Origin of the sequence: Serpentinicella sp. ANB-PHB4, assembly GCF_031432315.1 — a bacterium.
In the GTDB taxonomy this organism is placed as follows: domain Bacteria; phylum Bacillota; class Clostridia; order Peptostreptococcales; family Natronincolaceae; genus Serpentinicella.
In genome coordinates, this window is record NZ_JAVKGO010000001.1 from 199,013 (window position 1) to 225,105 (window position 26,093).

Annotated in this window: 24 protein-coding genes and 1 other RNA gene; 20 read left to right on the forward strand and 5 right to left on the reverse strand. The window is 31.1% G+C overall.

The features are described 5' to 3' along the window. Window positions 1–30: 30 nt before the first annotated feature. From ssrS to RH915_RS01105, 3 genes are all read left to right on the forward strand, one after another. Window positions 31–208, forward strand: a non-coding RNA gene (ssrS, locus tag RH915_RS01095) — 6S RNA. A gap of 133 nt (window positions 209–341) precedes the next feature. Next, window positions 342–1,094, forward strand: coding sequence for a tRNA threonylcarbamoyladenosine dehydratase (locus tag RH915_RS01100; protein WP_310477404.1), 753 nt, complete (start codon window positions 342–344; stop codon window positions 1,092–1,094). Between the two features lie 11 nt (window positions 1,095–1,105). Continuing rightward, window positions 1,106–1,525, forward strand: a complete 420-nt coding sequence (locus tag RH915_RS01105; RefSeq protein WP_310477406.1) for a SoxR reducing system RseC family protein — start codon at window positions 1,106–1,108, stop codon at window positions 1,523–1,525. Window positions 1,526–1,568: 43 nt separating this feature from the next. Here RH915_RS01105 and RH915_RS01110 read toward each other — a convergent pair whose 3' ends face one another. Further along, the gene (locus RH915_RS01110) at window positions 1,569–2,021 is read right to left on the reverse strand and encodes a threonine/serine exporter family protein (protein ID WP_310477407.1); all 453 of its coding nucleotides are present in this window, start codon (window positions 2,019–2,021) and stop codon (window positions 1,569–1,571) included. Continuing rightward, entirely contained in the window at window positions 2,018–2,809 is a 792-nt protein-coding gene (locus tag RH915_RS01115; RefSeq protein WP_310477408.1) for a threonine/serine exporter family protein, read from the reverse strand. Before RH915_RS01115 ends, RH915_RS01110 begins: the two co-directional genes overlap by 4 nt. A 192-nt stretch (window positions 2,810–3,001) precedes the next feature. Here RH915_RS01115 and glyA point away from each other — a divergent pair, with 192 nt between their 5' ends. Further along, window positions 3,002–4,231 (forward strand): serine hydroxymethyltransferase, encoded by a 1,230-nt coding sequence (gene glyA / locus RH915_RS01120; protein ID WP_310477409.1) that lies wholly within the window; start codon window positions 3,002–3,004, stop codon window positions 4,229–4,231. A 102-nt stretch (window positions 4,232–4,333) separates the two neighbouring features. Next, on the forward strand, window positions 4,334–5,395 hold the full coding sequence (locus RH915_RS01125; RefSeq protein WP_310477410.1) for a hypothetical protein: 1,062 nt from the start codon (window positions 4,334–4,336) through the stop codon (window positions 5,393–5,395). A 91-nt stretch (window positions 5,396–5,486) separates the two neighbouring features. On the opposite strand, the gene RH915_RS01130 is transcribed toward RH915_RS01125, so the two are convergent. Then, window positions 5,487–5,927 (reverse strand): hypothetical protein, encoded by a 441-nt coding sequence (locus RH915_RS01130; protein ID WP_310477411.1) that lies wholly within the window; start codon window positions 5,925–5,927, stop codon window positions 5,487–5,489. Window positions 5,928–6,092: 165 nt separating this feature from the next. Here RH915_RS01130 and RH915_RS01135 point away from each other — a divergent pair, with 165 nt between their 5' ends. From RH915_RS01135 to RH915_RS01175, 9 genes are all read left to right on the forward strand, one after another. Then, complete coding sequence (locus RH915_RS01135) at window positions 6,093–7,013, forward strand: hypothetical protein (protein ID WP_310477412.1); 921 nt, start codon at window positions 6,093–6,095, stop codon at window positions 7,011–7,013. Window positions 7,014–7,399: 386 nt separating this feature from the next. After that, window positions 7,400–7,693, forward strand: coding sequence for an Asp-tRNA(Asn)/Glu-tRNA(Gln) amidotransferase subunit GatC (gene gatC, locus RH915_RS01140; protein WP_310477413.1), 294 nt, complete (start codon window positions 7,400–7,402; stop codon window positions 7,691–7,693). Between the two features lie 2 nt (window positions 7,694–7,695). Further along, window positions 7,696–9,150: an Asp-tRNA(Asn)/Glu-tRNA(Gln) amidotransferase subunit GatA gene (gene gatA / locus RH915_RS01145; protein ID WP_310477414.1), complete on the forward strand. Its 1,455-nt coding sequence runs from the start codon at window positions 7,696–7,698 to the stop codon at window positions 9,148–9,150. Between the two features lie 24 nt (window positions 9,151–9,174). Continuing rightward, complete coding sequence (gene gatB / locus RH915_RS01150; protein WP_310477416.1) at window positions 9,175–10,650, forward strand: Asp-tRNA(Asn)/Glu-tRNA(Gln) amidotransferase subunit GatB; 1,476 nt, start codon at window positions 9,175–9,177, stop codon at window positions 10,648–10,650. Between the two features lie 375 nt (window positions 10,651–11,025). After that, complete coding sequence (locus RH915_RS01155) at window positions 11,026–14,460, forward strand: pyruvate carboxylase (protein WP_310477417.1); 3,435 nt, start codon at window positions 11,026–11,028, stop codon at window positions 14,458–14,460. A gap of 216 nt (window positions 14,461–14,676) precedes the next feature. Beyond that, entirely contained in the window at window positions 14,677–15,753 is a 1,077-nt protein-coding gene (locus RH915_RS01160; protein WP_310477418.1) for a poly(R)-hydroxyalkanoic acid synthase subunit PhaE, read from the forward strand. A 163-nt stretch (window positions 15,754–15,916) separates the two neighbouring features. Then, window positions 15,917–16,453, forward strand: coding sequence for an NUDIX domain-containing protein (locus tag RH915_RS01165; RefSeq protein WP_310477419.1), 537 nt, complete (start codon window positions 15,917–15,919; stop codon window positions 16,451–16,453). A gap of 32 nt (window positions 16,454–16,485) precedes the next feature. Further along, on the forward strand, window positions 16,486–17,817 hold the full coding sequence (locus tag RH915_RS01170; protein ID WP_310477420.1) for a replication-associated recombination protein A: 1,332 nt from the start codon (window positions 16,486–16,488) through the stop codon (window positions 17,815–17,817). Window positions 17,818–17,955: 138 nt separating this feature from the next. After that, complete coding sequence (locus RH915_RS01175) at window positions 17,956–18,246, forward strand: DUF3343 domain-containing protein (RefSeq protein WP_310477421.1); 291 nt, start codon at window positions 17,956–17,958, stop codon at window positions 18,244–18,246. Between the two features lie 156 nt (window positions 18,247–18,402). Here RH915_RS01175 and RH915_RS01180 read toward each other — a convergent pair whose 3' ends face one another. Continuing rightward, complete coding sequence (locus RH915_RS01180; protein WP_310477422.1) at window positions 18,403–19,926, reverse strand: hypothetical protein; 1,524 nt, start codon at window positions 19,924–19,926, stop codon at window positions 18,403–18,405. 227 nt (window positions 19,927–20,153) lie between these two features. On the opposite strand from RH915_RS01180, the gene RH915_RS01185 reads away from it, so the two are divergent. Further along, entirely contained in the window at window positions 20,154–20,795 is a 642-nt protein-coding gene (locus RH915_RS01185; RefSeq protein WP_310477423.1) for a hypothetical protein, read from the forward strand. Between the two features lie 39 nt (window positions 20,796–20,834). On the opposite strand, the gene RH915_RS01190 is transcribed toward RH915_RS01185, so the two are convergent. Then, on the reverse strand, window positions 20,835–21,674 hold the full coding sequence (locus RH915_RS01190; RefSeq protein ID WP_310477424.1) for a CAP domain-containing protein: 840 nt from the start codon (window positions 21,672–21,674) through the stop codon (window positions 20,835–20,837). Window positions 21,675–21,849: 175 nt separating this feature from the next. Between RH915_RS01190 and RH915_RS01195 the strand changes: the two genes are divergently transcribed. From RH915_RS01195 to nifU, 5 genes are all read left to right on the forward strand, one after another. Next, window positions 21,850–22,842 (forward strand): glycosyltransferase, encoded by a 993-nt coding sequence (locus RH915_RS01195; RefSeq protein WP_310477425.1) that lies wholly within the window; start codon window positions 21,850–21,852, stop codon window positions 22,840–22,842. Window positions 22,843–22,873: 31 nt separating this feature from the next. Continuing rightward, window positions 22,874–23,689, forward strand: a complete 816-nt coding sequence (rfbD, locus tag RH915_RS01200) for a dTDP-4-dehydrorhamnose reductase (RefSeq protein ID WP_310477427.1) — start codon at window positions 22,874–22,876, stop codon at window positions 23,687–23,689. Between the two features lie 218 nt (window positions 23,690–23,907). Continuing rightward, window positions 23,908–24,351: an RrF2 family transcriptional regulator gene (locus RH915_RS01205; RefSeq protein ID WP_310477428.1), complete on the forward strand. Its 444-nt coding sequence runs from the start codon at window positions 23,908–23,910 to the stop codon at window positions 24,349–24,351. 64 nt (window positions 24,352–24,415) lie between these two features. Further along, entirely contained in the window at window positions 24,416–25,600 is a 1,185-nt protein-coding gene (gene nifS / locus RH915_RS01210; RefSeq protein ID WP_310477429.1) for a cysteine desulfurase NifS, read from the forward strand. Beyond that, complete coding sequence (gene nifU / locus RH915_RS01215; protein WP_310477741.1) at window positions 25,590–26,036, forward strand: Fe-S cluster assembly scaffold protein NifU; 447 nt, start codon at window positions 25,590–25,592, stop codon at window positions 26,034–26,036. Before nifS ends, nifU begins: the two co-directional genes overlap by 11 nt. Window positions 26,037–26,093: the final 57 nt, after the last annotated feature.

A 26,093-nucleotide genomic window follows, 5' to 3' on the forward strand; every position in this document is an offset into this window, starting at 1 on the left:
GCTATTATAGACTAAGAAAATTAATTAATTAAAAACCTGCTGTGTGTGGTATACTCGTATAGTTTTGATCCAACATATTTACATTGGGAACTCGGGTTTGATTGTGGAATAAATGCCACCTTGGAGTGGAATTATGAAGGAATTAACAGAGTACCCACCTTCGAAAGAGGGTTTCAAAACAACCGAGTTACGGCATGGCGGGTAAAACTTAAGTTTTTAGATTCCTAATATTATTAACGATTAGGAATTTTTTGTGTTTAAATATTAAGATAAAAGAAAAAATATAACGAATGTGATATACTTTATATAAGAAAAGAATTAAGCATCAAGGGAGGAAGACAATGGCACTACATTCTTTTTCAAGGTCAGAACTACTTATTGGAACAGAAGGGTTAGATAAGTTAAAAAAATCAAAGGTTGCAGTTTTTGGCATAGGAGGAGTAGGAACATTTACTGTAGAAGCGTTAGCTAGAACAGGAGTAGGCAGTTTTGTGCTTATAGATGATGATGACATATGCTTAACAAATATAAATAGACAAATACATGCTACTCGCTCAACAGTGGGAAAAGCAAAAGTCGAAGTAATGAAAGATCGTATTTTAGACATAAACCCTAAAGCAAAAGTAACTGTATTTAAAGAGCTATATACAAGTGAAAGTGCTGAAAGGATCCTAGATGATAGTTATGACTATGTAGTCGATGCTATCGATATGGTTACATCAAAAATAGACTTAGTAGTGAGATGTAAAGAGAAAAGTTTACCTATTATAAGTAGTATGGGTGCAGGTAATAAATTAGATCCTACAAAATTTGAAGTATCTGATATCTACAATACGACAATATGTCCTTTAGCAAAAGTTTTGAGAAAAGAATTAAGAAAACGAAATGTAACAGATCTGAAAGTCGTTTATTCAAAAGAAAAACCCATAGTCCCACATACAATAAAAAGTGATTGCAAAACAGATTGTATATGCACAAATAAGGAGCGTACTTGTACAGTAAGACATCAAATACCAGGTAGTGTTGCTTTTGTACCATCAGTAGTAGGCCTTATATTAGCATCAGTGGTAGTTAGAGATTTAATTAGCAAATAAGGAGTGGTATTTTGAAACGACAAGGAACAGTAACACAAATTTTAGGAGATAATGCAAAAGTTCAAATAAGAAGACATTCAAGCTGTGAAAAATGTAATGCATGCAGTGCCGGCCGTGAAAAATCAATGGAAGTAATTGCAATTAACAAGGTAAATGCACAGGTTGGTGAAGAAGTTAGCCTTGATCTAGAGAGCCAAAACGTACTAAAAGCAGCATTTATAATATATATGATACCTTTAATTACACTTCTTGTAGGAATTTCAATATCTATGGCATTATTTAGTAGACTGGATACTAGAATTAATGTAGAAATGATATCAGCAATCATTGGGGTTTTATCAATGGCATTAACATTTGTTATAATACGGTCAAAAAACAAGCAATTAGAGTCAAAAGGAAAGTATACACCAATTATAAGTGAAATCATTTAAAGATAGACTATAATATTCTATAGAAAAACACTTGCATTATACTTTAACGCAAGTGTTTTTTTCTATAAGGTTTTCTACTTTTTCTAAATGTGTTTATTGAAAGAACAATAGTAAGGGCACCTGCAATTGCAATTGAAATGAGTAAAGATTCGCTTCCATAAGTAGCTGCAGAATCATAATTTTTATCAATGATCGAGAGCATTGTGTAGTATAATCCGTAGCCTGGAACCAAAGGCACAATCCCAGGTATAATATACATAGTTATAGGATTTCTATATAATACTGCAAATATCTCACCTATGACTGCTATAGCAAAAGAAGCTACAAAAGTGGCTAATACGGATGAATCAGTTAAGTTAAAAAATAAATTATATAATACCCATCCAACGCCCCCGCCTAAGCCAGCTTTAAATAAAGATGATTTGGGAACATTAAATAACACGCCAAAACCAACAGTACAAATTATAGCAAAAAAGAAGTTATAAATATAAATCATATTAATTGGCCTCCTGTTATTAGAATCCAGACTTGTAAAACAAATCCGACGCCGAAAGCGATAGAAGTAGCAATTATTAGAGCTTCAATTCCCTTAGCCAAACCAGAAACTAAATCCCCAGTAATAGAGTCCCTAACTGCATTAGTTATAGCTACACCAGGAACCATAACCATAATTGCGCCGACAATGACAACATCAACATTAACATTGACACTAATATAAGAAGTTAATATTGCCCCTAATGCAGCTACAACCCCTCCAGATATATTTGTTAAGAAAGGAGGAAAATAGATTTTATATAAACTTTTAACGACGAAGGTAACAATTATACTAGTTAAAAGAGCTGCTGCAAACTCGTAAATATTAGCACCAAACAATATAGAAACGAATGCACTTGCAATCCCACCACATAGAGCATGTACTAGAGTTGAGTAGGGTTCAATAGCATCAATTTCTTTTAAGGTTTTCATGGCTTCTTCAATAGTCATTTCACCTTGTACAAACTTTCTAGAAAAGTCATTAACCTTAGCAACTTTGTTTAGATTTATACTTCGTGTGTTAATTCGTTTTATATAGCTTGTGATATCCTCAGTACGTTCTCCTTCATTATCAATGGTAACAAAGATCCCTGTTGGCGTAACATACGAATCAATATATCTAAATTTTCTAGAATGACATAATCTATAAATGGTATCCTCTACTCTATAAGCTTCGGCACCACTTTTAAGCATAATTTCCCCTGCGTATAAAGCCATTATTAATAATTTTTTATTAAAAGTAGAACTCATATATATAACCCTCCGAAAAATATTACAATTTCCATAATAATTAATGTTATCATAGGATATGAAAAAAATAAAATACTAATACTAAAATATATATTATATTTTACATAGAGTTAAAATCTTGTCAATTGTTGCAATATTATGTAAAAAAAACTATAATGTATTTAATGTTTAGTATGAAGGGAGTACATATATATGGATTTTAATGAATTGAAAAAAACAGATTCAGAAATATTTGAGGTAATAGAAAGAGAAACAAATAGACAAAGAGAAAAAATTGAATTGATTGCCTCAGAAAATTTTGTTTCTAAATCAGTAATGGAAGCAATGGGCAGCCAATTAACAAATAAATATGCTGAAGGGTATCCAGGTAAAAGGTATTATGGTGGTTGCGAGGAAGTAGATATAGCTGAAGATATAGCAAGAAATAGATTAAAGAAGTTATTTAATGCAGATCATGCAAATGTACAACCCCACTCAGGAGCTAATGCAAATCTTGGTGTTTATTTAGCAGTATTAAATCCTGGAGATACTGTTCTAGGTATGAACCTGTCTCATGGAGGACACTTAACTCATGGAAGTCCTGTTAACATTTCAGGGAAATACTATAATTTTGAATCTTATGGAGTAGACAGCAAATCCCAAAAAATCGATTATGAAGAAGTTAAGAGAATAGCGAAAGAAACACAACCAAAACTTATTGTAGCTGGAGCAAGTGCATACCCAAGGAAAATTGATTTTAAAATTTTTAGAGAAATAGCAGATGAGGTCGGTGCATATCTAATGGTAGATATGGCACATATAGCCGGTTTAGTTGCTGCTGGATTACACCAAAATCCTTGTGATTATGCAGATTTTGTTACTACTACAACCCATAAAACATTAAGAGGCCCCCGAGGAGGAGCTATTTTGTGCAAAGAAAAATATGCGCAAATGATTGATAAAGCAATTTTTCCTGGGTTACAAGGTGGTCCTTTAATGCATGTTATTGCTTCTAAAGCAGTTTCATTTAAAGAAGCACTTAGCCCAGCGTTTAAATCTTATCAAGAACAAGTAGTCAAAAACGCAAAAATACTAGCTGAAGAATTAATAAATAAAGGCTTTGATCTAGTATCTGGAGGAACAGATAATCATTTAGTCTTGATAGATCTGAGAAATAAAAATATAACTGGAAAAGATGCAGAGATTCTACTAGATGAAATAGGCATTACAGTAAATAAAAACACAATTCCATTTGATCCACAAAGTCCATTTGTTACAAGTGGAGTCAGAATAGGCACCCCAGCGGTAACCACTAGAGGTATGCTGGAAAATGACATGAGTACTATTGCGGATATTATATCAACAATTATTACTAATCCTGAAGATAAAGTAAAAGCAAGATCAATGGTAAAAGACCTATGTGATAAATATCCTTTATACTAATTATGTTAGATAAAAAAGACAATTATATTTCTATATAATTGTCTTTTTTTTGTAATATATTTTCCCCCTTAAAAATAATATTTTACTACTGGGGGTGTACACATGAAAAACCAAGAAGAAAGAAAAATAATGGAAATACTATATAAAGACATTTCATTAAAGTGTATGCAAAATAACATTGATTTAACGGAGTTTACTAATTTTTTATATGAAAAATCTACAAATCCAATAAAAAATAAAGATACAAAAAGTTATATGATAAAAGAACTTAAAAATTTAATTAAAAAAGTAGAGATGATTAATGAAAATGATCAAGATAAATTAGAACTTAAAAAAGGTAAAGACAGTATTCTAGTAATGCCTTTAAGCACAGTCAAAAGAAAAATACCTGAATATATTGTTTTTGAGATAGAAAAATTAAAATCTTTAAATTTATATGACGAGAAATTTTTCTATTTGATTATTACAAGGAAAGATATAGTAGGTTATATAGGCATGAATAAAAACAATGAGCCCTTACCATATGGAAGTTATATGTTTATTCATACACTTAAAATAGATAATCAGTACTTAAACAAACTGAATTTAAGCTATGTATTTAATTATTTAGAAAAGGTGATAAAAAAAGAAAAAATATATAATATTGACATTAGTACAAAGTATATTGAAAAAAATATATTTCAATATTTTGGATATAAACCTTTTGCAACAACAATTGTATACGCCCATGCTATAACGAAAAACAGTTTAAAGAATAGTGAAATAATGCTAGAGGAAGTAGCGTTTTCCCTAGACTTTATTGAATCATCCATAAGTCTAAATCATTGCGAACCAGTTAAATCAATTAGCAATGTATTTAAACAAACAAATAAAAAAAATATTAAAAAATACATTTGTAAAGAAAATGATGTTAACATAATACTGTTATTGTCAAATAAAGTTGTTCATATATATTTCTTTGCAAGCGCAGACTTTATTTTTATAAATAATGATGGATTAAATTTATTGGATAGAATGCTAAAACATCTAGTAGATAATGATAGCTTTTTCAAAAATGAAAACGCTTCAAAATACTTAGTAGGTATGCCACAGGAGTTTATCCGTCTAGAAAATCCAGAAAAAATATCAGAGTATCAATGGTTTCGTAAATTTTTATCTAAATAAAAAAACCTCCAAAGCAGACTCAGTAATTTTTAAAATTACTGAGTCTGCTTTGGAGGGATCACATAACACCATCACCACTTTTTTTATAGGATTATAGAACTGCAAGAACAAGAAGTAGTATATATAAAAAATGAACATGATCTTTATAATTCTTTACCTGACGTTTTAACGAATCATTTTCTTCTTCTAATGTTACTAATTCTTTTTCTAAAACTTTCATAGTATCTGAGTTGGAATTACTGTCAATAACAGTGATTTTACTTTTTTCTGTAGTATTACGTAACGTGGTATCATACGCTTCTCTTAATTTCTCGAGCTCAAAATCTTTACTTTTTAAGCTGTTTCGTGCTTGTTCTAATTCCTTTTTTAAGTATAATAACTCATTATCTAATTCGTTATTGGTTGTTTTTTTGTCATAAGGTTTATTCAAATCTAATGATTTTTCTTTACTATTTGCCAAAGCGTTATCCTGCATCTGTTTACCTTTATCCTTAGGGATAAAATTATAATTAGAAATTTCATATTTCATCATAATTAACACCTCCTTGAAAAGTCTAAGAACTTGTCGCTTTATACAAAATATATGCAAAAGCAAAAATAAAAATAACAAGAATAGCACTTAATCAAGCTATAAATCATATTTTACAGTAAGCGAGTAATTAATATTAGTTGATAAAATTAAAGGAGGAGTTATCAAATGTCTAATAATGAAAACCTAAATATTGAGGCTATGCAAGTAGATGAGCCTTGTTGCATTTCAAACACTGGTTGTACATTCGATGGTTCATTAAAAGATGTAGTTGGAGAGTGTATTTTCGTAGATAAAGTTTATGATTCAGTAACATTTAATTTACAAGGACTACAATCTGTCGCAAAGGTTCCTTTCGGTGCATTACCAGTTTCAAAATGTGGTCCAAAATCTAGAATAGTTCGAGTATTAGATATTAGAGCAAGAAAAGCATTTAACCCAAACAATATAAATGATCCAAGAAATCTAACAATAACACCGAATACTACTTTGTCGGGAGCACAATTTGTACTTGATGGTAAGGGATGTCCAGTTACAGTACCGGGTCCAGCAGGGCTACTTCAGTATTTAATTTATACTGATACAACAGATTGTGATGAAGAAGGTTTAGGAACACCAATTTTCGGATCACAAGAAATTACAGTAAGTGGAAATGTTAATATTGAGATGGATGTTGAGTATATTGATGGAGCTGGAAATACACAATTTACAACACTTAGAGGTAGAGCCCCTATTAATCAAGTATTAACAAACTTCTTTGAACTATGTATGCCATCAGTATTTGATTCCGCATTTTTACCACAATTTACAGAGTTCTGTAATGCATTATTCTTAGGTAGACTTGCAACTCAAAGTATAGCAAGGGATATTGTATTTAACCCTGCTACAGGAGAGGTAGCGGCAAACTTAATTATTGCAATTTGTATTACCTGTGAAAAGAAAATTAAAGTTCCAGTACAGTTATGTGTGTTAAGTACAGGTTTCTGTGCACAAGAGCCAAGAGTAAGACAGATTTGTGGTGACGAATTCCCACCGTTATTCCCTCCACAAGTTAATGAACCTTTTGTTAGTCCACCTGAATGCAGATAAAACTTTTCTAGTTTATTAAAGAAGAAAAAGACTGTTGCACCTTAATTGGTGTAACAGTCTTTTTTCATTCTTGCGATTTAAAAATGTTTTCCCATATTATTGATATATTTCGAAAGGATATATAAAGAAGTAAGTCGAAACTATACAATATGAGGACAAAAAACATCACTTTAGTGATAGAACCCTTTAATTATAATATAAAAGCGTATAGATGAAATATAAAAAATACACACCTTAAGCCTCGGTTATCATCTGTTAATCCGTATAATTGTTTTACAAAAAAAAACAATTTGAAGAGATGATGTACTGTTTATGAATCTCATCAAATTTAATGATGCTGCAATAAGCACTTATATAGGGATGAAAGAGAAAGAGAGGGTCAATATATGAAAATTAGTGAAGAAGAAGTGAAACATATAGCACAACTAGCAAAACTTTCATTTACAGAAAAGGAAATTATAGAATTTACAAAAAAATTTGGCCATATAGTACAGTTTTTTAATCCTGCTAATGAATCTGAAACAGAATATGAATTAATGGATATAGAAATGGTAAAAGAAAAAAATGAATATAGAAAAGATATTGTTTTATCAGAGAATAACCAAGAAAAACTTTTTAGAAATACTAAGAATATGGAAAATGGTTTGATCAAAATACCTAAAATAATAGAGGATGAGTAATGATGAATTTTGATGAACTAACGATAAACGATATTAAAAGGGATTTATTAACAAAAAAATACTCAGTAGAACAGTTGGTTAAAAATATATTTTTAAGAATATATGAAATAGACAATGAAATAGGGGCTTATTTAACATTATGTGAGAAGTCAGCAATTAAGCAAGCAAAAGAAATCGATAAAAAGTATAGAAATGGTGAAAAGTTAGGGCAGTTAGCAGGTATACCAATAGCTATAAAAGATAATATTTGCACTGAAAACTTAAAAACGACTTGTGGTTCAAAAATGTTAGAAGACTTCATTCCACCCTATGATGCTACTGTAGTGAAAAAGTTAAAAGAAGCGGAAGCAATCATTATAGGAAAAACTAACTTAGATGAATTTGCTATGGGATCTTCAACAGAAAACTCAGCTTATAAAGTTACTAAAAACCCAAGGGATTATACACGTATTCCTGGAGGATCTTCCGGAGGATCTGCCGCATCTGTAGCTTCAGGCTTATCTTTCATGTCATTAGGAAGCGATACCGGAGGTTCTATAAGACAGCCAGCTTCATTTTGTGGCGTTGTTGGTTTAAAACCAACATATGGTTTGGTATCAAGATATGGATTAGTTGCATTTGCATCTTCATTAGATCAAATTGGTCCTATTACTAAAAACGTAAGAGATTGTGCCTTAACATTAGATGTAATGGCGGGCAAAGATATACTAGATCCAACAACAGTAGAGACTAATAAAGAGAAAAGTTATTTAGATAGTATAAAAGAAGAAATAAAAGACATTAAAATTGCAATGCCAAAAGAGTTTTTTCCTAAGAAACTTGATATCCAAATAAAAAATAAAGTAAAAGATAGTATTAAATTACTAAAATCCACAGGTGCAACAATAGAAGAAATTTCTTTACCAATAACACGACAGAGTTTATCCGCCTATTATATAATATCCTCCGCTGAAGCAAGTTCGAACCTAGCAAGATTTGATGGTATAAGGTATGGGTATAGAAGTGAAAATTATAAAAATATTAATGAATTGATGGTAAATACGAGAAATGAAGCTTTCGGTAAAGAAGTAAAGCGTAGAATAATGTTAGGGACATATGCATTAACGTCAAAGCATTACAATTCATGGTACAATAAAGCACAACATCTACGAAATAAAATAAAAAAACAATTCGAATGTGTTTTCCAAAATTATGACCTAATAATAAGTCCCACTTCACCAATATTACCATTCTCCATTGGTGAAAAGATTTTCGATCCATTGGATATGTACTTATCTGACCTTTATACAGTTAGTGCAAATTTAGCCGGTTTACCTGCATTATCCATGCCATGCGGTTTTTCAAATTCAAATTTACCAATAGGAATTCAAATAATTGGACCCCGCTTTAGTGAATCAAAAATTCTACGAACAGCTTATGCCCTAGAACAAGAACTAGCTATTAAACAATCCAGATGATAACGTCAAAAGGAGAGTAATAAAATGGTTTGGGAAACGATTATTGGAATAGAAATCCATGCCGAATTAAAAACGAATTCGAAAATATTTTGTAATTGCCCTACTAAGTTTGGTGCGGAAAAAAATAAGAATACTTGTCCAGTATGTATTGGACTACCTGGTACATTGCCTAGACTAAATAAAGAGACAATACATTTAGCCATAAAAGCAGGATTATCTTTTAACTGCAAAATTAATAATTTTAGTAAAATGGATAGAAAGAATTATTTTTATCCAGATACACCCAAAGCATATCAAGTTTCACAAAACGATAAACCGATTTGTTTTGATGGATTTGTTGATATTAACAAAGGAGCTGATTGTGTTAATAGAATAAGGATTAATCGGATACATATTGAAGAAGATGCAGGCAAATTAGTACACTTAGAAAGAGAACCTCACACATTAATTGACTACAATAGAGCAGGGATACCATTGATAGAAATAGTATCAGAACCTGATCTGCGTTCACCAACTGAAGCAGTAGAATATGTAAAAGCAATCAAAAATATATTGATGTATCAGGAAATTTCAGACTGTCGTATGGAAGAAGGTTCATTACGCTGTGATGCAAATATTTCTATTCGTAAAAAAGGTGAATACAAATTAAATACAAAAGTTGAATTAAAGAATATAAACTCTTTTAAAGAATTACAAAAGGCACTCGAAAATGAAGAACAAAGACAAAAAGAGTTATACATCAACAATCAAATGGACAAGGTGATGCAAGAAACTAGACGATGGGATAGTGTGAAGGGTAAAACAATTTCTATGCGAAAAAAAGAAGAATCCCAGGATTATAGATATTTCCCAGAACCTGATATTCCCATAATAACAATAGACAAATCATGGATTAATTGCATTAAAAAACAATTATCAGAATTTCCGAATGAAAGGAAAATAAGGTATATCAATAACTATAGGTTAAAAGAAAAGGATGCTGAACTTTTAACATCAGATAAAGCATTGGGCAATTACTTTGAAAAAATTGTAGCTTCAGGTGCAGATCCGAAAACAACAGTCAATTGGATTTTGGGAGATTTTTTAAAGTTATTAAAAGCTAATGAAATAAGTGTAGATCAGGTTTTAATAAAAGAATCTGACTTTGCTGAATTAATAAATTTAATAAAACGAGAAGATATTAGTCAAAAAATTGGGAAAGTAGTATTTAAAATTATGTTTTTAACAGGCAAAAGGCCAAAAGTAATTATAGAAGAAAAAGGGTTGAAACAAATTAAAAATAAAGATGCGTTAGAAAAAATAGTTAACGAAGTGCTAACCAGTAATACTAATCCAGTAAATGATTATTATGAAGGAAAAACACAAGCAATAGGTTACTTGATGGGACAAATTATGAAAGAAACAAACGGACAAGCTAATCCACAATTATCAAAGGAACTATTATTATTGAAATTATCATGTAAAGAATATCTCCCCATACACAATAATGACGAACAATAAATCAACAACATAAAATAAAGTTCGTATATTTACAGAAATATATTATACAATACAAAAATATTTAAAATTTAAATTAATAGTAACAAATATATGTTGTCAAATTGATATTATAGCAAATGGTGAAGGTTTTGAAAAAAATAAAAATCGACATTTATTCTGAATTTTATAAATTTTATGTGACAAAATACGAAGTTTCATGTATAATATACAATGAGTATAATTATACAGAACTATACTTTACTTAATTGCCATGTTATTTGAACATGGCAAATTTTATATGCTTATACTTATGAGGGGGATGAGAGAGTAAGTTAACTTTTAAAATTTCGAAAAAATAATATTAGCATAAAAACAAAAAATAGAGGTGATAAAAACATGTCAATTAAAAATTTTAAAAGAGTTCTAGTTGCTAATCGTGGAGAAATTGCTATACGAATCTTTAGAGCATGTAAGGAGTTAGGTATTCGTACAGTCGCAATTTACTCAAACGAAGATAAAACAGCATTATTTAGAACAAAGGCAGATGAGTCGTATTTAATAGGTAAAAATAAGGGTCCAATAGATGCTTACTTAGATATCGACGAAATTATAAGCTTAGCATTAAAAAAAGGTGTTGACGCAATCCATCCAGGATACGGTTTTTTAGCTGAGAACCCAGAGTTTGCAAGAAAATGTCAAGAAGCAGGCATTGTATTTATAGGGCCTACAAACAAAATGATTGAAAGTTTAGGGGACAAAATACAATCAAAATTAGTTGCAATTGAAGCTAATGTTCCAGTTATTCCAGGTGTTGAGAAGCCTATTAGGTCTGAAAAGGATGCAAAAGAATTTGCAGATCAATGTGGATATCCAGTTATGATAAAGGCAGCTGCAGGTGGCGGTGGCCGTGGTATGAGAATTGTACATAGAGAAAAAGATCTTATAGAATCATTTAGAAGTGCGCAGAATGAAGCTAAAAAAGCCTTTGGTAATGATTCAATCTTTATAGAGAAGTTTTTAGAAAAACCTAAACATATAGAAGTACAGATTTTAGGTGATCAGTATGGCAATACAGTACATTTATTTGAAAGAGATTGTTCAATACAAAGAAGATATCAAAAGCTTGTAGAATTTACCCCTTCAATCTCTTTATCTGAAGAAAAGCGACTAGAGATTTGTGCCGATGCAATAAAAATTGCAAAAGCGGTTGATTACTGTAATGCAGGAACAGTTGAGTTTCTTGTAGATAAACACAATAATCACTACTTTATTGAAATGAATCCAAGAATCCAAGTAGAACATACTGTCACTGAACTAGTTACAGGTATTGATTTAGTACAAAGTCAAATATTAGTTGCACAGGGATATTCTTTAGATTCTAATGAAGTAGGTATTGCAAACCAAGAAGATATTAAAGTTAGAGGATATGCGATACAATGTCGTGTAACGACAGAGGATCCAACAAATCAATTTGCCCCAGATACAGGAAGAATTGATGTTTATAGAACAGGTTCAGGCTTTGGCGTCCGTTTAGATGGTGGTAATGGATATACAGGAGCAGTTATTAGTCCATACTACGATAGTTTATTAGTAAAAGTTAGTTCATACTCTAGAACCTTTGAAGATGCAGTAAGAAAGTCGACTAGGTCATTAAAAGAGTTATCGATTTCTGGAATCAAAACGAATACTGGTTTCCTCATAAATGTATTAAACCATGAAGATTTCCTTGCGGGCAACTGTCACACAAACTTTATAGCAGAAACCCCATCTTTATTTGAAATTGCTGCAAAATCAAACAAAGAACTTAAGCTATTAAAGTTTATTGGTGATAAAGTTGTTAATGAAACACAAGGGAACAAACAAGAGTTTGATGTTCCAGTAGTTCCAAAAGTTGAAAGACCGGAAGGATTAGAAGGAACAAAACAAATTTTAGATACTCAAGGTCCAAAAGGATTAGTTAATTGGATTAATCAACAAGATAAACTATTGTTAACAGACAGCACTATGAGAGATGCCCACCAATCATTAATGGCAACAAGAGTTAGAACAAAAGACATGACTAAAATTGCAAAAGCAACTTCAGTTTTAGGAAAAGATCTTTTCTCTTTAGAAATGTGGGGAGGAGCAACCTTTGACGTAGCGTATCGTTTCTTAAAGGAATCACCATGGGAAAGATTAGAAGAGCTACGCCGAAAGATACCAAATGTATTATTACAAATGCTTATAAGAGGAAGTAATGGTGTAGGATACAAAAACTATCCAGATAATGTTATTAGAGAGTTTATAAAACAGTCTTCTTCATCTGGAATTGATGTCTTCAGAATATTTGATTCTCTTAACTGGTTAAAAGGTATGGAAGTGGCAATTGATGAAGTACTTAACAATAATAAAGTTGCTGAGGCATGTATTTGTTATACTGGCGATATTTTAGATGAAACAAGGGATAAATATACATTAAAGTACTATGTTGATATGGCAAAAGAAATAGAAAAAACAGGTGCTCATATACTTGGAATTAAAGATATGGCGGCGTTATTAAAACCATATGCTGCTGAAAAACTGATCAAAGCCTTAAAACAGGAAATTAGCATACCAATTCATTTACATACACATGATACAAGTGGTAATGGAGTAGCAACACTACTTATGGCTGCTGAAGCAGGCGTCGATATCGTAGACACGGCGTTCAATAGTATGTCCGGATTAACAAGTCAACCAGCCCTTAATTCAATTGTAGCTGCTTTAGAAAACACTAAAAGAGATACAGGAATGAACTTAGAGGCTATGGAAGAAATATCTAGATACTGGGCTGCTGTTAGACCTGTATATAGTCAATTCGAATCTGACTTAAAATCAGGAACTACTGAGGTTTACAAATATGAAATACCAGGTGGACAATATTCTAACCTTAAGCCTCAAGTGGAAAGTTTTGGTTTAGGACATCGATTTAAAGAAGTAAAAGAAATGTACAAAACCGTTAATGATATGGTAGGGGATATTACAAAGGTAACGCCATCATCTAAATTTGTAGGTGATCTAGCAATATTCATGGTTCAAAATGATTTAACACCTGAAAACATATATCAAAAAGGCAAAGATATGACTTTCCCAGACTCTGCTGTATCTTACTTTAAAGGTATGATGGGGCAGCCAATGGGAGGATTCCCAGAAGAACTACAAAAGCTGGTGCTTAAAGGTGAAAAGGCAATTACCTGTAGACCAGGAGAATTGCTTGAATCAGAGGACTTTGGTGAGATTAAAAATTACCTAGCTACAGAGTACAACTTTGAGCCAACTATGAAAGAAATCTTAAGTTGCGCTTTATATCCTAAAGTGTATGAAGATTATCTAAAATTCCTTAAAGAGTACGGTGACTTTAGCCGTATGGGAAGTGACGTATTCTTCCATGGATTACAAGAAGGCGAAACATGTGAAGTGGAAATAGCTGAAGGAAAAATTTTAGTTGTCAAACTTCTAGAAATAGGTAAAATTTCACCAGATGGCATGAGAAGTATAGCTTTTGAAGTAAATGGAAATAGACGTGAAATTACAGTACACGATCGTGCAAGTGGCGTGGATGCAAAAGAGAATTTTGTAAAAATGGCTGATCCAGATAATGAAAAAGAGATTGGCGCAAGCATACCAGGCACAGTATTAAAAGTACTTATAAATGAAGGTGAAGAAGTTAAAGAAGGACAAAGTTTATTAATTGTAGAAGCGATGAAAATGGAAACAAATATCATTGCTTCAGCTGACGGTATAATTGATGCAGTGCTTGTAAAAGAAAACCAACAAGTACAATCAGGTGAATTACTACTAACTTTAAAATAAACCATCAAAAAAAGTAAGGGAGGGGTAAAACCTTTCCTACTTTTTTTGAAAAAAATTAGATAATAAAATTATCTCCTATAATTATAATTAGTTATTATAAAAAGTTATCTTGTATGTTTAATTTGAAAGAAATTAGGCAAGACTTATTTTATGACAAATTGATTATATTCAATAATAAATTGGATATAAAATGGTTTTAGGAGGGAACATGATTTTATGAATATGCTAGAGTTTCAAGAAAATTTCACAAAGCAATATTTTGACATGCAAAAAAAGGCTATGAATGCCGTTGGGGATGGTTTCTCACCCAATTTTATGGAGCAAATACCAAATTTTTTTACGGGTAACAAAGAGATGGCCGAAAATATGAAGCTTACTGTAGAAATGTATAATCGATTGTATGAATCTATTAATAATTTTTGCAGGAATACTGGCAATAAGCTTCCTGGTTATAGTACATGCGTCGAATTTTTTAATGATATGTTGGAGACGGTAGATGGTCAAAAAACTTTAAAAAATTATTATGAAGAAACATTAAATAAACTAGAAGATAATATAAAAACTGAAACAGATATACTATCATTAAATCTGAAGTCATTTGAAATATTCAGTCATTTTATTGATAATTTTTCTCCTTACTTACCCCAACCTGTTCAAAACTTTTTTCATGAAAATTTACTCTTACAGGAAATGTTTATTAATACAGCCAGAGGTGTTTACCAACCTTGGTATGATAGTATGGCTGGTATGCAAAAATCATTAAGCAAATGGATGGCAGGAGATGTAAACGGATTACGTGACTATATGCGTCTATGTAATGACAATTATCAAAAAACTTTTAAAAAACTGACAACAATACCTAAATTTAATTCCTCCGACAATAATATAATGGCAATACAAATGGAAAGTGCAAATATACTTATTGAACTTTATAATTATTTTAATGATACAAGAGAAAAGACAGTAAATGATACTTATGAAATTATGGACTCCATAATGAAGAAATATAACGAATTTTTTAGAAAAGGAATAAATGCAGACGCGATCAACAAATTCAACAACTATTTTATTTCAAAAAGCGAAGACCTATATAAAAAAGTTACAAGTTCCTATGATTCAACTGACTTAATGAGGCAAATGACTAATACAAGTAAAGATTTTGCATCTAAATTTCAAAATACTATTGATACGGGATTAGAAAATCAGCCCTTTGCAACTAAGCAGGATATAGATCACTTAAATGAAAAATTAGACAGATTAACGGAAGCTATGGAAAAGCTTAACTCAAAATAAAATATATAAGATAAGTAGTAATACCCCATGGGATTTGAAATTCCTGGGGTATTATTTTTATTAGGTATGACTTGCTTTAAATTTAGACGTAACTATGATAAAATTAAATTTTAAAGTTATGAATTTAAGATATAATTATTTTAATAAAGAAAGAGGGACGAGGGTGCAATTAATCGCAAAAATGAACCATCATATAATGAAAGAAAAAGAGGCCAGAGTATTTGAACGAAAATCTGCGAGAGCAATTATACTAAAAGGTACAAAAATTTTATTACTATATACAAAAAGATATGACGACTATACTTTCCCAGGTGGTGGTATAGAAACAGATGAAGACCGAATCGATGGATTAAAGCGAGAATTAAATGAAGAAATCGGTGCAGAAAAGATTAAAGTAATCAAGGAGTTTGGATACACAGATGAATACGTACCGTACTATAAAACAGAGTATGACTATATGCATATGCTATCCTATTTCTACATATGCGAAGCAGATGAGAATTTTGATAACATCAAACTGGAAGATTATGAACTAGCCAATGGGACATCCCCAGTATGGATAGATATTAATGATGCAATAAAACACAACAATGAAGTAATGGCAACGAAACAATCTACAATGGGATTAACAATTAAGAGAGAAACCTTGGTACTTGAGCTTATTCTAGAAGAATTACGTGCTAAAAACAGCATTGCATAATATAAAACAAAAGATAAAGTCAGGTGATTAAAATGGATTTATTTGATATAGCAAAAGAGATAAATATTGAGAGTACTGCGCCCTTGGCAGACCGAATGAGGCCAAATAATCTCCATGATATAATTGGTCAAAAACATATATTACAGAGCAATAAATTTTTAATAAAATGTATAAAAGCAAAGAGATTGCCTTCTCTTATCTTTTATGGGCCTCCAGGAACAGGTAAAACGACCCTAGCCAGATTATTAGCGAAGGAAATAAAGGGAGAATTTTTCCAATTAAACGCAGTTAATAGTGGGATAAAAGAGATTAAAGAGTTGGTAAACCATATAAAAGAAATAAAAACAGTAAGTAAGAAGGACTGTATATTATTTATTGATGAGATTCATCGCTTTTCTAAGAATCAACAGGATGCATTATTGCCCCATGCTGAAAGCGGACTCTTAATATTAATCGGTGCTACTACTGAAAATCCATATTTCCAAATAAACAATGCGCTTCTATCCCGTCTTACTTTAATAAAGTTAGAAGAATTAACAGATGAAGATATTCAAGATATATTAAAAAGGGCCATAAGAAATAAAGAAAAAGGACTAGGTAATCTTTATTTAGATATAACTCAAGAAGCATTAAACCATATTGTAAATATGTCAAATGGGGATGCAAGAAAAGCATTAAATGCACTTGAAATTGCATGTTTAAGTACAAGTCCAAACAAAGAAGGTAAAATTTTTGTAGATATCCATGTGGCCCAAGAGTCGATACAACAAAGGGTATTAGATTATGATAAGAATGGTGACAACCATTACGATGTGATCTCTGCTTTTATAAAAAGCATACGAGGAAGTGACCCAGATGCTTCTTTACATTATTTAGCTAAGATGATAGCTGCTGGGGAAGACCCAGAATATATAGCCAGACGTTTAATCATAAGTGCTTCGGAAGACATAGGGAACGCAGACCCACAAGCACTTCAAATTGCAGTTTCAACCCACACCGCAATACAAATAATCGGTATGCCTGAAGGAAGAATTCCACTAGCCCAAGCAACTGCGTATTTAGCATCTGCACCGAAAAGCAATGCATCTTACGTAGCCATAGATAAAGCATTAGAAGACATATCAAATGTACATACAATGGTACCAACCCACCTAAGAGATGCACATTATAAAGGTGCAAAGAACCTAGGGCATGGTTTAAATTATTTATACCCACATAATTATCCGAGTAATTATGTGGAGCAACAATATCTACCTGATGAAATAAAAAATAAAGTGTATTACAGACCATCTGAGCAAGGTTATGAACAAAAAATAAAGACTAAGTTAGCTAATTTTAGAAAACCATTAACTGATAAATACTAAATAAAGGAAAAACAACCATCTAAATTTTAGATTTTAGATGGTTGTTTTTTCCGTAACAAGTTTGTTTAGTATTCATATATTAATAGTATAAAAAAGTACCAAATATAGAAGATGACAGAAAAGATAAGGGGGATTTAAATGGGTCAATTATATAATGAATCAAATTATTTTATAGCTGTATTTAATTCAAGAAATCATGCCATTCAACTGTATCAGTTGTTGAAAAAGAGTAAATTTAATCAATTTCAACTTATATCAACACCCTGTAGAATCAAATCAGGCTGTAGCTATTCAATAAAATGTCTAAAAGAAAAAGATGTACTTATACTGAAAGAGCAAGCAGATAAAATTAATAAAAATATATCTATAATTTATGAAGTTAGACGTATTAATGGTAGAAAAACTTTTACAAAAGTGAATATGCTTTAAAACTATATAACACATTAAAGATTTATAACAAGAAATTAATTCTAGACTAAAGATTTAATATATATTTAAGAAGTAAATTGAACACCATTTTTCAAACTGTTTAACCCACTAAATTTTAATTATACAATCTCCTAAACTAAGTAATTCGTTGATTACTTAGTTTTTAAAATACTTTAGAACTTTATTAAAAAAGCCTGATTCTTCTTTAAGTATATTATTAATGTCATTCTCAATGATTAAATATTGTTTCTTTAAATCGACTAATTTGTTATCAAAAATATCGATTTTTTTGCAGTAACTTGACAAATTATTTTTTAAATCCGCTTGTTCAGACTCTATATTAGCATATTGAGTATTTAGATTTTCAAGAGCAAACACTAGTCGATCGACAGTTTTAGAGTATGAAATAAAACTTTCATCCGTAGGATCATTAGTTATAGATGCTTTAATTTTTTTCAACTTATTAATCTGTTCTTGCATGTCATTAATATAACATTCAATATCATCTACTATACTTTCTATCCTTAGATTTATATTTTCTTTATTATCATGAGAAAGATTATTGTCAGACGAGGTAGTCATTTCAATTTCATTATTATTATTTTTATTGATATTTAACTGAGTAGTTTTATCTGTTGCAGTTTTTGAACTTTTGTAAGACTTGTTAAAAGGACATAAAGAAAATGGGTAATTTTCTTCACCATATAAATAGTTAGCTTTCCATCTTCCTTCCTGGTTCACACAACTCTTGTACCTATAAAGAATAGGATTTTCAAGCTTAGGTGATGTATTAGTCTCACTCCAACTTAAACCTTGATTATCTGTTACTAAAGACAATATACTTTTATTTTGTTTATAGTAAATTTTTATATTATCTTCATCCTCAAGAAATACAGGAAGAATACAGTTACAATTTTTATCCGTTAAATTTATAACATCTGACCATGTAGACTTAAAGTTAATAATATGCTTTTTTTGTCTATATTTTAAAACCAAATTATTATCCACTACCGAGGTCCAAACTAAGTGCAAAGTGTCTTTTTTGTCTATTAGCATAGAGGGGTGAGAGTGATCCTCTAAAATATTTGAAATATGTTCTCTAGAAGTCCATTTTTGACTATTTTCAGAGAATTTATAATAATATAACTGATGGTTTCCTTTATGTAATACCTTATATACAATATGGAAGTTTCCTAAACTATCTACATCAAAAAAGAAAGGACTGGGGTATTTACCTGGCATATATGAAGTAACCGTATGTTTTTTTGGCTTACCAGAATCCCAAAAAGTATGTTCTAAAGAAACTATCATAGAATTAAGTATATTTTGCTTAAGACAAAGCAAATGGGTAAAACCTTTTTGAACATGGATAGTTAAGTATCTATAAGTATTAGATTGAATATCTAGTTTGCCTAAAGTTTTAGAACTATAACTAAAATCTCTCTTTATCATATAAGTTAAGTTTCCTGAAGAATCAATATAAATTAAATGTACAACATCATCTTCATCTACGGTAACACCAAACTCTATAATAGGTTCAGAGACTAACGCTTTATTTTCAATTAAATTTAACTGTTGGTCATAAGAACTGAAAAATAATTTTTTTTCGTCATTTACATAAAAGTAATAGATAAGATTGGATTGATTTCGTATAAGGTAATGTAGATGTGTAGGACTCATAACATACCCCTCCTTTTGCAATTTATTTCTCTATATAATAGTATCTAAGCATTTTTTAAGATTGCACAAATCCCTTCTTAATCCATACTATGTTAATATAAAATATTTTATTATCATTTAAATGAAGTTGTTTGTAAAAGGTAAAGACATAATGTAACAGAATATTGAGGAATTCATATACTGGTATTGTATAACTAAGAAAAGAATATATATAAGGGGGCAAAAAAATGGATAATATGAACCAAATTGATCCTTATCTTCCAGATTTTAAGTCAGAGTGTATTATCGCTAAAAAAGTTTACGCACAATGTCAACAAAGAGCGTGTTTTGAAAATTTAGAAGTAAAACTTCCTTGTGATGGAACATACGAGTTTGTTGACATAAAATTTCTGCCAGGAAAAATCTTTGACGAAGTAATTACACCAATACCAAACCGAACAAACTTTAAGAGAGCAAGATTTAGAGTAGTAATAAAATACAGATTACGTGTAAGAAACATAGAAACAGGTTCTATCGTTGAAATAAAAGGACAATTACCTGACATATTAAAAGATATCGTCCTATTTATGCCGGAATCTAGAGATGAATTTAATTTTAAACTAGTACTTGAAACAGCAACACAATTATTAGCAGATCCTTTTGATAACAGTAAAACCCTTGTTCTAGCTGTAGGCGTATTTATAATTGTAAAAGTAGTAGGCGAAGTACAACTACTCATCCCTGCATTTGGATTCTGTCCAGAGCCTGATGAATGCGAAGCATTTTTACCTGATGATGTATGTAAAGATTTTGATGTAGCCCCATTCCCAGATTTTTTCCCAAAACAATTTGAAGATATATATGATGATGAGGAAAACGATTTTATATAAAAAAACTGCCATAAAGGCAGTTTTTTTATTCTAATATCTTTATTTTTGAATAAACATTTGAGTATAGTAACCGTTGTAAATACCTATTCCTATATGAGTAAAGTTAGGGTTTAAAATATTTTTTCTATGACCATCTGAATTCATAAGGCCATTGTGAGCAGACTCAACACTATGCGTTCTTGCAATATTTTCAGCTGCAGCTCGGTATTGTATACCAAAGCTTCTCATCATATCAAAAGGAGACCCATAAGTCGGTGATGTATGTGAGAAATAGTTATTATCATGCATGTCTAGAGACTTTACTCTAGCAGTATATGATAAGTCAACATCAATTGCTAGGGGTGCTAAACCAGCTTCAGCCCTTGCTTGATTTACGTATTCTACAAGTCTAACTTCTTTATTAGATAAAGTATGGCGCTCGTTTGAATGTGGAGTATTTTCTGTAACTTCAGGTGCTACAGGATCATCTGATTTTGGTTCCGCTGGAACTGGTGTTGTTACTACTGGACTTGGAACAGATGAATCCTTATCTGTCACTGTATTATCTTCAGGTGTTGGAGCGGGTACAGCTTCTTCCTTGTCTTGAGGAATGTTTATTTCATCTTTTTCTGGTACATTTACATCATAATCTGAGGTGTTTTCTTGGGGTTGCACTCGTTGAATATTAATTCTAAATGCATTTCTAAAAGATTGTAAAAGGGAGTTCTCAGATGTGCTATTTTGAATGTCAAATAGTCTTACGATCTGTTTGTTATTCCTATTAAACACAAATCTTCTATTAACATTATGCGTTGATGCGCTAGCAAATGATACGGATGAAATAATAAATGTAGCGGTTAAAACAGATACCATTACTTTTTTTGTTGAACTTTTAAACATAATATATGCTCCTTCCAAAATTTAAATGCATTATGTTAACTTACTTAAATATAATCATATCGAACATTGAATGTTTTTCAAGGAAACCAGCAGAAAAGCCACAAACAATTTATAGAATTATGTAAACTGAACACTTGCTTGTCTTGACATTACTGACTAAAGAGGGGGGCGTTTATTGAAAGTACTAATGTATATAAGGCGAGACTATCAAACTAATTTAGCAGGAGATAGTATTCAATTAATTAAAACAAAACAATATTTAGAACAAAGAGGTATTGACATAACAGTTTCAAGTAATTTGAATGAAGATTTAAGACCTTACGATTTAATTCACTTATTTAATACAATTAGAATAGAAGATACATATCATTACTTATCAAACGTAATTAAATATAAAAAAAAGGTTGCTTTAACTCCAATCTATTGGAATTTAATAAAGTACCTACCTTACACAAAGAAAAATGAACTACTACGTTTAAAATGGAAAAAACTAAATGCTATGAGAAGCAAGGTTTTTAAAAATGTAGATATAATCTTACCAAGTTCCGAAACGGAAATGGAAGCAATAAGAGAAGAGTTTGACGTAAAAAATCCATATATTATAGTTCCTAATGGAGTCGATAAAGCTTTCGAAACTGGTAATCAAAGTAAGTTTAGAAAGTTATACAATATGAAAGATTTTGTTTTATGTGTCGGAAGAATTTGTCCTCATAAAAATCAATTAGCACTTGCAAAAATAACAAAGAAATTAGAAATCCCCCTAATGCTTCTAGGACCAATAAATGATCCAGATTATTTTAATTTATGCATGAGCGCCAACAACAACATCGTTCATGTACCTATCGTTAAACATCACGACATATGCCATTATTATAAAGCGGCAAAAGTTCATGCCCTAATTAGCTGGTATGAAATACCAGGCTTAGTTAACTTAGAAGCAGGTTTAACAGCCTGTAATATTCTTACAACTGAAGGTGGCAGTACAAAAGATTACTTTAAAAACTATGCTGAGTATAGTAAGTACTATGATATAGATAATATTGAAATAAAACTAAAACAATTATTAAAAAGAGGTAAAAATACAGATCTTCAAAAACATATTAAGGAAAATTACTTATGGGAGTCGGTTACAGAAAAAATATTACTAGCCTATGATTATTTACTTTAATTTACAATTAGTCTAGAGGGGAGGCTAAAACATGAAAATATGCATACTTGGAGGGATGGGACAATTAGGCTATGAGCTAAAAAAAATTTATCAAGACCACGAAGTATTCAACTACAGAAAAAATGAATTAGATATAACAGACCAAGATAAACTATACAATATACTAAAAGAACTTCAGCCAAATGTTGTTGTAAATGCAGCAGCGATTACTGACATAGACTTATGTGAGGAAAAGAGGAAAGCAGCATTTAATGTAAATACAAAGGCTGCAAAAAATATCGCGGAAATAACAAACGAAATTGGTAGCGAGTTAGTTCATATAAGTACGGATTATGTTTTCGACGGAAATAAATTAACTGCCTATGATGAGTATGATATACCAAACCCAATTAATGTTTATGGATTATCGAAATATAAAGGAGAGGAAGAAGTAAAAAAAAGCACGAACCAGTATTATATTGTAAGGGTGTCTTGGCTATATTCCCACAGAGGGTATAATTTTATTAATAGTATGCTAAACTTAAGTAGTAACCACACAATCGTAAAGGTGGTTAACGATCAACGGGGTTCTCCAACCTATTCCTTCGATGTAGCTTATGGAATAAAAGAAATGATTAGAAATAAAAAACACGGTATCTACCATCTTGCAAATAAGGGAAGTTGCACTTGGTATGAACTTGCCCTTGAAGTTTGTAAATTAAAAAATATTAAGGCAAAAATTTTGCCTATAAATTCTAATGAGATAGAAACAAAAGCACGAAGACCTAAAAATACATCCCTAAATAATAATTCAAATATTACAATGAGACCTTGGAACGAAGCGCTTAAAAGTTATTTAAGTAAGTAAGATATCGAACATAATTGCTTAAGCTAAAGGATATAAAAATGAGAAGTTTACCCAACTTCTCATTTTTATTTGTCTAAATATAATATGGGATGTTAATCACTGTAAATATAAAAATATATTACAATAATAAAGGAGAATGTTGACAAAAATAGTAGGGTATAATATACTGTGTTTAATCCCAATTAGTTTACTTGGAATTAAAGAGAGGTAGAGTAAAAATGAAACTATCTACTAAGGGAAGGTATGGGCTTAAAGCCATGTTTCAGTTGGCCATACACTATGGTGAAGGACCGATTTCGCTAAAAAACATAGCTGAGAAACAAAAAATATCTGACCACTATTTAGAACAACTGATTGCTAGTCTAAGGAAAGTCGGTTTAGTAAAAAGTGTTAGAGGTGCACAAGGCGGCTATATGCTAGCACATTCTCCCCAAAACATTACTGTTGGAGACATTATCCGCACCTTAGAAGGACCTTTGGCGCCTTCAGACTGCGTAATTGAAGATGATACATCAGGCTGTGACAGAAAAGACTGCTGTATTACAAGAACTGTATGGACGAAAATAAGAGATAGTATCAGTGATGTAATTGACGCAATTACATTGCAAGATATGTTAGATGATTATAACAACATGCAAGATAAAGATGATTTTATCATATGACCTAAATGATTAAAAACAAAGAAACAAAGTATAAAAGGACATAAGTTAAAAGGAGAGCTGCGATATGAAAAAAGTTTACATGGATTATGCTGCAACTACACCTGTAAAAAAAGAGGTATTAGATGAAATGATGCCTTACTATACCACTCACTTCGGAAATCCATCAAGCATACATTCTTTTGGCAGAGAAACAAGAAAAGCTGTTGATCAAGCAAGAGACCGAATTGCGAAAACATTAGGTACAAAATCCGATGAAATATTTTTCACAGGTGGGGGAACAGAGTCAGACAACTGGGCAATAAAAGGTGTGGCATATGCCTTGAAAAATAAAGGTAATCATATTATAACCACAAAAGTAGAGCATCATGCTGTTTTACATACATGTCAGCATCTTGAAAAAGAAGGTTTTGAAGTCACTTATTTAGAAGTAGATGAGTATGGCCTTATAAATTTAGAAGATCTTAAAAAAGCAATTAAAGATGAAACAATACTAATCACGATTATGTATGCAAATAATGAAATCGGAACAGTACAACCAATTAAAGAAATTGGTAAAATTGCAAAAGATAATAAAATTATTTTTCATTCAGATGCAGTCCAAGCATATGGAAGTTTCCCTATAAATGTAGATGAACTAGGTTTAGATTTAGTTTCTATTTCTGCACATAAAATTTACGGTCCAAAAGGCATAGGTGCTTTATATGCTAGACGAGGAACAAAGATATTTCCTATGATACATGGTGGTGCACAAGAAAGAAGAAGACGAGCAGGTACAGAAAACATTGCTGGTATAGTTGGATTTGGAAAAGCAGCAGAACTAGCTAACGAAAATATAGAAGCACACAATAAAAAAATAATTACACTCAGAGATCAACTCATTAATACACTTATGGAAAAGATTCCATACTCCAAATTAAATGGACATCCAACAAAACGACTACCGGGAAATGCGAATATCTCTTTTGAGTTTATTGAAGGCGAAGCATTGCTATTAAGTTTAGATATGGTTGGTATTGCCGGGTCAAGTGGCTCAGCATGTACTTCTGGATCATTAGATCCTTCTCATGTCTTAATGGCAATAGGTTTAAGTCATGAGATTGCCCACGGTTCATTAAGGCTTACAGTAGGCGACTTCACAACAACAGAAGAAGTAGATTATGTAATAGAACAGTTACCGAAAATTGTTGATAGATTACGACAGATGTCACCTTTGTATGAAGGAGTAAAAGGAGGAAATAATAATGTATAGTGATAAAGTAATGGATCATTTCACCAATCCAAGAAATGTAGGAGAAATAAATAATGCAGATGCAGTTGGACAAGTAGGAAATGCTAAATGTGGCGATATTATGAAAATGTACTTAAAAATTGAAGATGACGTAATTGTTGATGTAAGGTTTAAAACTTTTGGGTGTGGATCTGCCATTGCAACATCAAGTATGGCAACTGAATTAATAAAAGGAAAAACCGTAAAAGAAGCATTAAACCTAACAAATAAAGCAGTAGCAGAAGCCCTAGATGGTTTACCACCTGTAAAAATGCATTGTTCCGTTTTAGCAGAACAAGCTGTTAAAGCTGCCATATATGAGTATGCTAAAGAAAACGATTTATATTTTGAAGAATTAGAAGGCTTCGATCCTGATGATGACCATGATCATCATGACGATATACAAGAAGAATATTAATAAAAAAGAAAACTATTACTTTAAATGCAGGTTATACCTGCATTTTTTTTGTTTTAA

Excerpts from the sequence above, each read along its gene's own strand:
- RH915_RS01100 (WP_310477404.1), top strand. The coding sequence starts at position 342 with ATGGCACTACATTCTTTTTCAAGGTCAGAACTACTTATTGGAACAGAA.
- RH915_RS01110 (WP_310477407.1), bottom strand. The coding sequence starts at position 2,021 with ATGATTTATATTTATAACTTCTTTTTTGCTATAATTTGTACTGTTGGT.
- RH915_RS01115 (WP_310477408.1), bottom strand. The coding sequence starts at position 2,809 with ATGAGTTCTACTTTTAATAAAAAATTATTAATAATGGCTTTATACGCA.
- glyA (WP_310477409.1), top strand. The coding sequence starts at position 3,002 with ATGGATTTTAATGAATTGAAAAAAACAGATTCAGAAATATTTGAGGTA.
- RH915_RS01125 (WP_310477410.1), top strand. The coding sequence starts at position 4,334 with ATGAAAAACCAAGAAGAAAGAAAAATAATGGAAATACTATATAAAGAC.
- RH915_RS01130 (WP_310477411.1), bottom strand. The coding sequence starts at position 5,927 with ATGATGAAATATGAAATTTCTAATTATAATTTTATCCCTAAGGATAAA.
- RH915_RS01135 (WP_310477412.1), top strand. The coding sequence starts at position 6,093 with ATGTCTAATAATGAAAACCTAAATATTGAGGCTATGCAAGTAGATGAG.
- gatC (WP_310477413.1), top strand. The coding sequence starts at position 7,400 with ATGAAAATTAGTGAAGAAGAAGTGAAACATATAGCACAACTAGCAAAA.
- gatA (WP_310477414.1), top strand. The coding sequence starts at position 7,696 with ATGAATTTTGATGAACTAACGATAAACGATATTAAAAGGGATTTATTA.
- gatB (WP_310477416.1), top strand. The coding sequence starts at position 9,175 with ATGGTTTGGGAAACGATTATTGGAATAGAAATCCATGCCGAATTAAAA.
- RH915_RS01155 (WP_310477417.1), top strand. The coding sequence starts at position 11,026 with ATGTCAATTAAAAATTTTAAAAGAGTTCTAGTTGCTAATCGTGGAGAA.
- RH915_RS01160 (WP_310477418.1), top strand. The coding sequence starts at position 14,677 with ATGAATATGCTAGAGTTTCAAGAAAATTTCACAAAGCAATATTTTGAC.
- RH915_RS01170 (WP_310477420.1), top strand. The coding sequence starts at position 16,486 with ATGGATTTATTTGATATAGCAAAAGAGATAAATATTGAGAGTACTGCG.
- RH915_RS01175 (WP_310477421.1), top strand. The coding sequence starts at position 17,956 with ATGGGTCAATTATATAATGAATCAAATTATTTTATAGCTGTATTTAAT.
- RH915_RS01180 (WP_310477422.1), bottom strand. The coding sequence starts at position 19,926 with ATGAGTCCTACACATCTACATTACCTTATACGAAATCAATCCAATCTT.
- RH915_RS01185 (WP_310477423.1), top strand. The coding sequence starts at position 20,154 with ATGGATAATATGAACCAAATTGATCCTTATCTTCCAGATTTTAAGTCA.
- RH915_RS01190 (WP_310477424.1), bottom strand. The coding sequence starts at position 21,674 with ATGTTTAAAAGTTCAACAAAAAAAGTAATGGTATCTGTTTTAACCGCT.
- rfbD (WP_310477427.1), top strand. The coding sequence starts at position 22,874 with ATGAAAATATGCATACTTGGAGGGATGGGACAATTAGGCTATGAGCTA.
- RH915_RS01205 (WP_310477428.1), top strand. The coding sequence starts at position 23,908 with ATGAAACTATCTACTAAGGGAAGGTATGGGCTTAAAGCCATGTTTCAG.
- nifS (WP_310477429.1), top strand. The coding sequence starts at position 24,416 with ATGAAAAAAGTTTACATGGATTATGCTGCAACTACACCTGTAAAAAAA.